The sequence below is a fragment of the Dermatophilaceae bacterium Soc4.6 genome (assembly GCA_039889245.1).
Classification (GTDB): Bacteria; Actinomycetota; Actinomycetes; order Actinomycetales; family Dermatophilaceae; genus Lapillicoccus.
Window position 1 is genome coordinate 1,847,876 of the sequence record JAZGVH010000002.1, and the last position, 9,827, is coordinate 1,857,702.

The following is a 9,827-nucleotide window of genomic DNA, read 5'->3' on the forward strand; positions in this document are numbered from 1 at the left end:
CTGCCCACGCCGCCCCGACCACCCGGCCGCCCCGCGCCGAAGGCGAGGGCTCACCCTCGCTCTCGTGGCGGCCGTGATCGCGCCCGCGGCGTCCGCGGCCGCCGCCTCGGGTGAGGGCCCCACCCTGACCGCGCCGGGGGCTGCGTACAGCGTGTCGCGGGTGTCGGTCGCCGACGACGGGAGCCAGGCGCGCAACGGCACCCGCTTCCCCGAGGCCCCGGCGGTCTCGTCCTCCGGCCGGTACGTCGCCTTCGTCTCGCTCTCGCCCGACCTCGTCGCCGGCGACACGAACGGCCAGCCCGACGTCTTCGTCCGTGACCGCCTCGCCGGCACCACCGTCCGTGCGTCGGTCGACTCCTCGGGCGCGCAGGTCCCGGCCGCGAGCACCGAGGCGACGATGTCGGCCAACGGGCGGGTCGTCCTCTTCAGCACCGAGGCCGCACTCGTGTCCCAGGACACCAACACCAGCACTGACATCTACGCCCGGGACCTCTGGGCCGGGACCACGACCCTGGTGTCCGCCACACCGAGCGGCCGCCCCGCCAACCGCCCCTGCTTCTTCCCGTCCGTCTCGCGCGACGGCCGGCTCGTGGCCTTCCAGACGGCCGCGTCCAACCTCTCACCGGACGACACGGACAAGGCGGAAGACGTCTACGTCCGGGACCTGCGCAGCGGCACCGTGCGCCGCGCCTCCGTCCTGCCCACCGGGGCGGGGCCCGTCGCTGCGGCGTTCGAGCCACGCCTCGCCCTCGACGGCCGGTCGGTGCTCTTCGCCACCCTCGGGCTCGACGACCGGGTGCGTCTGTGGGTGCGCAGCCTCGACAGCACCGCGGCCCGCCGGGTCCCGGGGCTGGACCCACGCCACACCCTCACCTCCTGGCAGCTCTCGGGCAACGGTCGCTACGTGGCGCTGGCCACCGACGAGGCCCTCGACCCACGCGACGACAACGGTGACCTCGACGCCTACCGCCTCGACCGCGTCACCGGGCGAGCGACCCTGCTGTCGCAGAGCACCACGGGTGGCGCGGCCCTCGGCAGCGACGTCGTCGCCCTCTCCGCAGACGGGTCGGTGGCCCTCTTCACCTCGAGGTCTGCTCAGCTGGTCCCCCACGACACCAACGGCTTCGTCGACGTCTTCCGCCGGGACCTCTCCCGGAGCACGACGACCCGGGTGTCGGTCTCGACCGCAGGGGCGCAGGGTGACTCGGAGTCGGGCTACACCCAGGACGTCGCCATCTCGGCCGACGGCGCCCACCTGGCCTTCGTCTCCTTCGCCACGACCCTCGTCGCGGTGGACACGAACGGCGACCCCGACGTCTTCGTCTGGGATGCCGCCGCCGAACGCTGAGCGCGGCACCCCCGGTGCGTGGATCGCCGTGTACCCTCGAGCCAGCGAGAGGGAGTAGTCCTCCTGCCACCGTGTCGACATACTGGCGCGCTCGATGACCGAGCAGCCCGGTGCGGTGGGTCACCCACGGGTGGCGGACGAGACTTTCGGCCAGATCCACGACCCCCACCGGACGTGCCTGGCCGTCAGGTGTCGTCTTCAGACTCTGCGGCCGGGCCGCAAAGGAGAGACACCGACATGTACGCCCTTCTGCTCAGCACCGCCGTGATCTTCGTTGCGGAGCTCGGAGACAAGAGCCAGCTGATGGCGATGACCTTCGCCACCCGCTACCGCACCCGCGACGTCCTCATCGGGATCACCGCCGCGACCGCCCTGGTGCACCTGGCCTCGGTCGGCATCGGCCTGCTCATCGGCACGGCTTTCGCCAGCTATCAGTGGATCATCTCGATCATCGCGGGCGTGGCCTTCCTCGCCTTCGCCGCCTGGACGCTGCGCGGCGACGAGCTGACCGACGCCGAGGCCGACAAGGCCCGCACCAGCAAGGGGGCCGCGATCGTCGCCGTCGGGGTCGCCTTCTTCCTCGCCGAGCTCGGCGACAAGACCATGCTCGCCACCATCACCCTCGCCGCCCAGCAGAACTGGCTCGGGGTCTGGCTCGGCAGCACCGTCGGCATGGTGGCCGCCGACGCGCTCGCCATCATCATCGGGCGGGTGCTCGGGAAGAATCTTCCTGAGAAAGTCATCAAGATCGGCGCTGCCACCGCCTTCGTCGTCTTCGGGGTCGTCCTGCTCGTGCAGGGCATCGCCAGCCGGGCGTGACAGGCTGAGGGCATGGAGCCCCGCTACCCCCTGGCCGTCATCGACGACGTCCCCGACGACATCCGCGACACCATCCTCGCCGTGCAGGAGAAGAGCGGCTTCGTGCCGACCGTCTTCCTCATGCTCGCGCGGCGTCCGGCCGAGTTCAGGGCCTTCTTCGCCTACCACGACGCGATCATGCTGCGGGCGGAGTCGCACCTCAGCAAGGGCGACCGCGAGCTGGTCGTCACGAGCATCTCGGGCGCCAACCGCTGCACCTACTGCGTCGTGGCGCACGGCGCGCTGCTGCGCATCTACGAGAAGCAGCCGCTGCTCGCCGACCAGGTCGCGGTCAACCACCGCACCGCCGACATCGACGCTCGTCAACGGGCCATCCTCGACTTCGCGCACGCGGTCAACGCCCGCAGCCACGAGGTCGAGCAGTCCGACATCGACGCTCTGGCGGTGCACGGCCTCGACGCCGAGGACGCCTGGGACATCATGTCGATCACGGCGTTCTTCGGGCTGTCCAACCGGGTCGCCAGCGTCACCGGGATGATGCCCAACCCCGAGTTCTACCTCATGGGCCGGGTGCCGCGCCCGGCCTGATCCGGCCAGAAGCGCGCCAGCGGTGTCCCGCCTCGCCTATCCTGAACCGAACTCACCCGGGGACCGACACGAAGGGCCGGGCACCACATGGACGAGATCGACCAGCTCGGCGCCCTGGCCGGTGGCGACGGTGGCGACGACGACGGCCGGCGCGAGGGCCGACGCACGGTGATCGCGATCGCCGCCGCCGCGGGGCTGGGCACGCTCGCTGTGGTCGTGACGATCTGGATGATCTCGGTCACGGGCGCGGCACCGGGCCCGAGCGGGGCCGGTGGGGCAGCGGCCGACTCCATCGCGAGCGCCCTCTCCACCGAGACCCCCGCAGACGCCGAGACCACAGCGACCGACGACTCCACACCGACGACCGACGTCACCACGCTGGTGACGTCGCCGCCCCCCGCGCCCGTGCCGAGCCCCACGCTCGACCTGCCTCCGCCGGAGCAGCCGACCTTCACGGCCGCACCGGCGGCCCCGTCGACACCGTCGACCCCGGCCCCGGCGGTCACCCAGGTGCCGACCGCCCCACCTTCCACTGCCCCCCGTCCGGGGCCGGGGGTCGTGAGCGACGTGGTGCTGTCGTGCCGTCGGGTGGGCGACCAGACGCGAGCCAGCCTCACCTTCCGCACCACCGCGCCCGTGGCGGTCTGGCTGACCGGCGGCGGGAAGATCGCCCGCGGCATGGAGGGTCCGGGCGCGGTCACGGTCAAGGTCAGCGGAGGGCGCGCCGGCTACTGCCTGGCGACCGTCGACCGGGACAGCTACGGCCCGGTCGCCGCCTCCTAGAGACTGTCCGACGACCCGAGAGGACCGGGGTGCAACGATGCGACCCGTGTCGGGTGTCTTCCAGGGTGACCACTGCCGTGGGCGCGAAGGGGAGCGTTGACCATGCCGTCCCCCAGCGACCCCGGCCCCCGGGAGCACGACGAGGACTTCATGCACTTCGTGATCGAGCGTCAGGACGCCCTGCGCCGCACGGCATACCTGCTGTGCGGCAGCTGGGCCGGTGGTGACGACCTCGTGCAGGAGGCGCTGACCCGCGTCTACGTCGCCTGGCCGCGCATCAGCTCACCCCACGCCGCGTTCGCCTACACGCGCACGACCATGCTGCGCGCCCACCTCAACGACCGCCGCAAGTGGGGGCGCGAGATCGTCGTCGACGACGTGCCCGAGCGACCGGTGGTCGAGGCCGACCCCACCCTCGGCCTGACCCTCGAGACCCTCCTGGCGCAGCTGCCGGAGCGCCAGCGGGTGATGGTGGTGCTGCGGTTCTACGAGGACCTCACGGTACCGCAGATCGCCCAGGAGCTCGACCTGCCGCTCGGCACGGTCAAGAGCGGGCTGTCCCGGGCGCTGGCGAGCCTGCGGGGCCGCCTCGACACCTCGTTCGATGCGCCCGACGGCGCCCGCGACGAGGAGGTGACCTCATGACCACCACCCCACCCGCCGACGACTCGTCCGAGGCCCTGCGCCTGCGTCGTGAGCTGCGCCGGCGGCTGCACCAGGTCGACGACCTCACCCCGCCCCCGGCCCGCGACTTCGCGGCGCTGGCCGTCGCCGCGGGGCGCGCCGCCGAGGCCGAGGTCACCGGCTCCGATCCCGACGCAGCTTCCGGGGTGACTCCCGACGACGAGCCACAGGAATCGCCGGCGCCGGTGCCGACGCCGACGGTGCTGGTGCCGCTGACCCGTCGGCGGTGGCCGCGCGTGCTGGTGGGCGTGGCCGCCGCGGTCGTGCTCGGCGCCGTGGCGGTGCCCGCCCTCCCGCAGCTGTTCCGCCAGTCGGCCTCCACCAGCTCGGAGAGCACAGCGCTCGACGCCGCGGGGAGCGCCGCCGGCGCCCCGCAGCAGGCGGCGACCGGAGCCGGGGCTGCCCGGGGCACGTTGGGGTCCGCCCCCACGGCGGTCTCGAAGGCCGTGCCCTTCGCCAGCGGCGTCGCCACCGGCCCGTCCGGCCCCGCGGGCGACCTCACCCCCCTCGTCGACCAGCTGCGGGCCCGGCTGACGGCTCCCCCGTACGACGCCAGATCGGTCGTCCTGCTCTCCGACCCCACCCGGGTCGAGATCACGCTGCCCACGCCCGACCCGGCGGCGCTCGAGCTGGCGCGCGGCCTCCTGCCCGACGGCACCCCGGTCGCCCTCCTGCCCGCCGGCTGAGCCCACCCCTGCGAGACTGACGCGGTGATCCTGCTCGAGCCGCTCACCGCCCCGGTCGACCCCGTCGAGGCGCTGCGCCGCATCGCGCTGCTCCTCGAGCGGTCGCGCGCCGGCAGCTACCGCATCGACGCCTTCCGCAAGGCGGCCCGGGTCGTCGCCGGGCTGGAGGACGACGAGCTGGCCGCGCGAGCCGCCGCCGGCACGCTGACCGAGCTCGCCGGTGTCGGTGACGCGACCGCTGCGGTGGTGGCGCAGGCGACGGCAGGCGTGGTGCCGGCATACCTGACGTCGTTGCAGGAGAAGGAGTCCGAGCCGCTGACGCGCGGCGGCGAAGCCCTGTATGCCGCGGTCGTCGGCGACCTGCACTGCCACTCCGACTGGAGCGACGGGGGCAGCCCGATCGACGAGGTGGTGCTCGCGGCCGTCGAGCTGGGGCAGGAGTGGCTGGCCCTGACCGACCACTCGCCGCGCCTGAAGATCGCGCACGGGCTGTCGGTGGCCCGGCTCAGCGAGCAGCTCGGCGTCGTGGCGGCCATCAACACCTCGCTGGGTGACCGCTTCCGGCTGCTGTCGGGTATCGAGGTCGACATCCTCGACGACGGCGGCCTCGACCAGACCGACGAGATGCTGGCTCGGCTCGACGTCGTCACGGCGTCGGTGCACTCCACGCTCAAGATGGCGTCGAAGCCGATGACCCGGCGGATGGTCACCGCCGTCTCCGACCCGCGGGTCAACGTGCTGGGCCACTGCACCGGACGCCTCGTCGAGGGCTCGAGGGGCACCCGTGCGCAGTCGGAGTTCGACGCGCGCGCCGTCTTCGAGGCGTGCCTGGCCGGTGACACGGCGGTCGAGATCAACTCACGCCCCGAGCGGTGCGACCCGCCCGACGAGCTGATCGAGCTGGCCCGCGACATCGGCTGCCTCTTCACCATCGACTCCGACGCGCACGCCCCCGGGCAGCTCGACATGAAGGCCTACGGCTGCGAGCGGGCGGAGCGCCTCGGCATCGACGCCGACCGGATCGTCACGACCTGGCCGGTCGACCGCGTGCTCGCCTGGAGCCGCGCCGGGCGGTAGGCCCGGGGGCGAGCGGGCGATTTGGAGGCCCCCCGCACGATCCCCTATGCTCCTACAAGTCCTCGACGGACCCGGGTCCCCATCGTCTAGCGGCCCAGGACCCCGCCCTTTCACGGCGGTAGCACGGGTTCGAATCCCGTTGGGGATACGCACGACCAGCACCATCCGCACGCAGCACCACCAGCACCACCCAGTTTGGCCCCGTAGCGCAGTTGGTTAGCGCGCCGCCCTGTCACGGCGGAGGTCGCCGGTTCGAGCCCGGTCGGGGTCGCCCTCAGGGCCCGTCACTTCGGTGACGGGCCCTTCCTCGTCGGCTTGGCGGCATCCGGGGCAGGGGTCAACCCGCGAGCGCTGCCGCGACCACGACGGCGGCAAGCAGCGTCACCTGGAGCGACAGCAGCGCGGCGTGCGTCCCGACCGCCATCGGGGGCCGACGGCTCGTCGAGGTGCCCAGGCGGGCGTGCTGGCGGTGCCGCAGGCCGCGCAGGAGGCCGACCACGTGGGCGAGGCTGACGGCGACGACGACGAGCACGGCCGGACCCAGCCGCTCGTAGGCCAGCCGCGCCAGCAGCAGCGAGACCCCCAGCAGCGAGAGCGCCGTCCGCTGCCAGGCGAGGGTCGTGCGCTCGACCGCCAGCCCGGGGGTCGCGCTCACGGCGCGAGGGTCACGACGAGCACGGTCAGCGCGGCCACGACGAGCAGCAGGGCGAGCGACCCGGCGACGGCGAAGCCCGGCATCGGCTCGTGGCGGCGCATGGCCCGCTCGGCGGTGGCCCACCGCACCCATCCGGCGACGACCGCGAGCACCCCGAGCGCCGCGAGCACGGCACCCCCGACGCGACGCAGGCCCGGCGCGGTGGTCAGGGGCAGCGCCTGCAGCGCCACCCCACCGGCGAGCAGGGCGAGCGCCGTGCGCACCCAGGCCAGGAAGGTGCGCTCGTTGGCGAAGGAGAAGCGGGGGTCGGGCTCGTCACCCTCGTCGTAGACCCAGCCGGGCCACCGGCGCTCGGGGCTGCTCATGGCCCCCAGTATGTCCGGCGCGCTCGCGCAGTCGTACCGTCGAGGGCATGACACAGAAGACCTGGTTCATCACCGGCACCTCGCGCGGCTTCGGCCGGGAGTGGGCCCTGGCCGCCCTCGAGCGCGGCGACCGCGTGGCGGGCACCGCACGCGACACCAGCACCCTCGACGACTTCACCGCACGGTATGGAGACGCCTTCCTGCCGCTGCCGCTCGACGTCACCGACCGCGACGCCGACGTCGCGGCCGTGAAGGCGGCCTACGACCACTTCGGACGGCTCGACGTCGTGGTCAACAACGCCGGATACGGCCACTTCGGCTTCATCGAGGAGGTCTCCGAGGCCGAGGCCCGCGACCAGATCGAGACGAACCTCTTCGGCGCCCTGTGGGTCACTCAGGCGGCGCTGCCCTACCTGCGCGAGCAGGGCTCCGGCCACATCATCCAGGTGTCGTCGATCGGCGGGATCTCGGCCTTCCCCGGCATCGGGCTCTATCACGCGAGCAAGTGGGGCCTCGAGGGCTTCAGCCAGGCCCTGGCGGGCGAGGTCGCCCGCTTCGGCATCCACGTGACGATCGTCGAGCCGGGAGGCTTCGCCACCGACTGGGGCGGCGCGTCGGCCAAGCACTCCGCGGGGCTCCCGGCCTACACCGAGGCCAAGGAAGAGATGCAGCGTCAGCGTCAGGCCCGCGTCGGCGCCGGGGGGGCCGGTGACCCGACCGCCTCCGCGGCCGCGATCCTGCAGGTCGTCGACGCCGACGAGCCCCCGCTGCGGGTCTTCTTCGGCGCCGCCCCGCTCGGCATCGCAAAGGCCGACTACGCCTCGCGGATCGAGACCTGGGAGCAGTGGGACCACGTCGCGCAGCTCGCCCAGGGCTGAGCCGGCCCCCTGCGTCCGCGTCGCGGCGGCTTCTTGGCCCCCGTGACGCGGACGCATCGGTGCCCGTACGGCGCACCTCCTCGCCTCCGGTATAGTTTCGGCGAGCCGGACTCGTCCGGTTCTCTCGTGCGAGGCCCTGGTGCCCTGTACGCGGCCAGGTAGCTCAGTTGGTACGAGCGTCCGACTGAAAATCGGAAGGTCGGCGGTTCGACCCCGCCCCTGGCCACCCCCAAAACCGCAGGTCACAGGCCTGTGACCTGCGGTTTTGTGTGTCCCGGCGGTGCGTGCCGCCGTAAGCCGACTGACCGTCAGAGACCCCGGATCGCCGCGAATCGCCGGGAGATGTTGCACGAGATGTTGCACGACGTCTTGGCGTCGAGATAGTTCGTCTAAGGGCAGAATCGGCCGTAGACGGCCGAACTCGTCGCCGCTGTGACGGAGCAACCTGCGGTCTTCGCGAGCCAACGGAGGGGCGCGGCGCTGCTCGGACGCATTAGTCCCGGGAGTTGTCCGTCGAGCCGTGGCCAGTTGCTGTGGCTTTGATAGTCCTCGGTGTTCTCGGTGCACCCGAGGAGGCCGCCGACCTTCTGGTTGAGCACGTCGCGGACTTCCTTGGGGTTGCGAAGACCTCCTGGGTTCGTCGTCGGAAGTCTTAACGCGCCAGCCCTCGAAGGTGTTGTCCCTCCTCCCCGGGATGCCCCTCGCCCACCCTCTGATTGCGGAGAACTTCTGGCTCCTCGCAGACTGCTGCAAAGAGTCCCGGGCACCGTTACTGGCCGGGCGATACCGTAGACCGCGCCCGCACGGACGCCCGCGGCCAGCCGGGGTCGTAGTTACACCGCAATTGTCAACGAGGACATCGCCGCCGGCGCCACGGATCGACTGCAACTCCCTGCAGTTGACCGGCTCCGGCGCAGGCCGCCCGCCACGAGGAGCCGCCTTGACCCCGTTTCCGTGGTTGCACCCCACCGAGCACAAGGAGCCCGATAGTGTCCGCAGCGTTCTCCGCAGGCCCGCTCACCGATGACGTGGCGGGTGCCGTGGCTCAGTTCTTCTACGGAGGAGCAGGGCCTTCCCACACGGATGTCACGCGCGTTCTGACGCAGTCGGGATACTCCGACAACTACGTGAGGCCCAGTGTCGGGCAGGGACCGAACAAGCAGGACCGTGTCCTCGGGGCATTCCGCGAAGCCCAACGCTCGCCTGCCCGGGCCCGGCAGCTCGTCGACGGCCTGCTTGGCCTCCTCCGCCGGAAGAGCCTCATTGGCGATCCTGACGATGTCCAGAAGTCGGACGACGAACGGCAGCTGCGCCGCGCTCTCGGCGCCGTTGGCTGGCGACTTGACGACACCGGGCACCTCCACCCATTCGCCGGCGTTGACATCGACTCCGGCGGCCGCGAAGCCCTCGACGAGATGGTCGCACGCATCCGCCGCTCAACCTCCGACCCCGGGTTGCTTATCGGCCAGGCCAAGGACCTCCTCGAGGCCGTCGCCAAGTTCGTTCTTGAGGAGCTTGGGATGCCCGTCCCTGCGAACATCGCCTATCCGGCGCTCTGGCACATTGCGCGGGAGAGGCTTGGCATCCTGCCCACGCAGGTCGATCAAGACCTGCCTGGCTGGGAAGCCATCCGAGAGATTCACCAGTCCACATGGGCCATTGCTTCGCAGGTCAACACGCTGCGAAACCTACAAGGGGTAGGCCACGGGCGAACTTTGCCTACCGGCGTCACTGAAGACCTCGCGATGCTGGTCGTCCGCGAAGCATGCAGCGTCGCTGACTACATGCTGGCGATGCTCGGTAGGGCGCCCGGCGCCTAGGAAGCTCAGCCTGCGTGCTCCGATACCCGGGAACACCGACGCGGGGCGCACAACCCGCGGCGAGCTAATCGAGCGGCGACGGGTAGCCGGCGCATCACGACGCCGTTGGGATCTGCGCACCCGT

Annotated in this window: 11 protein-coding genes and 3 tRNA genes; 12 read left to right on the forward strand and 2 right to left on the reverse strand. The window is 72.0% G+C overall.

The features are described from left to right. Positions 1 to 64 precede the first annotated feature (64 nt). The 9 genes from V3N99_08490 (at position 65) to V3N99_08530 (ending at position 6,256) form a co-directional block, all read left to right on the forward strand. Complete coding sequence (locus V3N99_08490; GenBank protein ID MEO3936783.1) at positions 65 to 1,348, forward strand: hypothetical protein; 1,284 nt, start codon at positions 65 to 67, stop codon at positions 1,346 to 1,348. A gap of 237 nt (positions 1,349 to 1,585) precedes the next feature. Then, complete coding sequence (locus tag V3N99_08495; GenBank protein ID MEO3936784.1) at positions 1,586 to 2,167, forward strand: TMEM165/GDT1 family protein; 582 nt, start codon at positions 1,586 to 1,588, stop codon at positions 2,165 to 2,167. A 12-nt stretch (positions 2,168 to 2,179) separates the two neighbouring features. Continuing rightward, a complete protein-coding gene (locus V3N99_08500) occupies positions 2,180 to 2,755 on the forward strand; it encodes a peroxidase-related enzyme (GenBank protein ID MEO3936785.1) in 576 nt (191 codons plus the stop codon). 87 nt (positions 2,756 to 2,842) lie between these two features. Further along, a complete protein-coding gene (locus V3N99_08505) occupies positions 2,843 to 3,538 on the forward strand; it encodes a hypothetical protein (protein MEO3936786.1) in 696 nt (231 codons plus the stop codon). A 102-nt stretch (positions 3,539 to 3,640) separates the two neighbouring features. Continuing rightward, entirely contained in the window at positions 3,641 to 4,183 is a 543-nt protein-coding gene (locus V3N99_08510; protein ID MEO3936787.1) for a SigE family RNA polymerase sigma factor, read from the forward strand. Next, positions 4,180 to 4,908 (forward strand): hypothetical protein, encoded by a 729-nt coding sequence (locus tag V3N99_08515; protein MEO3936788.1) that lies wholly within the window; start codon positions 4,180 to 4,182, stop codon positions 4,906 to 4,908. The genes V3N99_08510 and V3N99_08515 overlap by 4 nt, the downstream gene beginning before the upstream one ends. A gap of 24 nt (positions 4,909 to 4,932) precedes the next feature. Next, entirely contained in the window at positions 4,933 to 5,985 is a 1,053-nt protein-coding gene (locus V3N99_08520) for a PHP domain-containing protein (GenBank protein MEO3936789.1), read from the forward strand. Positions 5,986 to 6,060: 75 nt separating this feature from the next. Continuing rightward, positions 6,061 to 6,133: transfer RNA gene (locus tag V3N99_08525), tRNA-Glu, on the forward strand. Between the two features lie 49 nt (positions 6,134 to 6,182). Beyond that, positions 6,183 to 6,256, forward strand: a tRNA-Asp gene (locus tag V3N99_08530). 66 nt (positions 6,257 to 6,322) lie between these two features. Here V3N99_08530 and V3N99_08535 read toward each other — a convergent pair. Further along, positions 6,323 to 6,640 carry a DUF202 domain-containing protein gene (locus tag V3N99_08535; protein ID MEO3936790.1) on the reverse strand — a complete coding sequence of 106 codons (318 nt, stop codon included), beginning with the start codon at positions 6,638 to 6,640 and terminating at the stop codon, positions 6,323 to 6,325. Continuing rightward, positions 6,637 to 7,005 (reverse strand): DUF202 domain-containing protein, encoded by a 369-nt coding sequence (locus V3N99_08540; protein MEO3936791.1) that lies wholly within the window; start codon positions 7,003 to 7,005, stop codon positions 6,637 to 6,639. The genes V3N99_08535 and V3N99_08540 overlap by 4 nt, the downstream gene beginning before the upstream one ends. Positions 7,006 to 7,052: 47 nt before the next feature. Between V3N99_08540 and V3N99_08545 the strand changes: the two genes are divergently transcribed. The 3 genes from V3N99_08545 to V3N99_08555 all read left to right on the forward strand — a co-directional run bounded on the left by V3N99_08545 (position 7,053) and on the right by V3N99_08555 (position 9,703). Continuing rightward, positions 7,053 to 7,883: an SDR family oxidoreductase gene (locus V3N99_08545; GenBank protein ID MEO3936792.1), complete on the forward strand. Its 831-nt coding sequence runs from the start codon at positions 7,053 to 7,055 to the stop codon at positions 7,881 to 7,883. Positions 7,884 to 8,035: 152 nt separating this feature from the next. Next, positions 8,036 to 8,109 (forward strand) — tRNA-Phe (locus V3N99_08550). Between the two features lie 763 nt (positions 8,110 to 8,872). Beyond that, on the forward strand, positions 8,873 to 9,703 hold the full coding sequence (locus tag V3N99_08555) for an abortive infection family protein (protein ID MEO3936793.1): 831 nt from the start codon (positions 8,873 to 8,875) through the stop codon (positions 9,701 to 9,703). Positions 9,704 to 9,827: the final 124 nt, after the last annotated feature.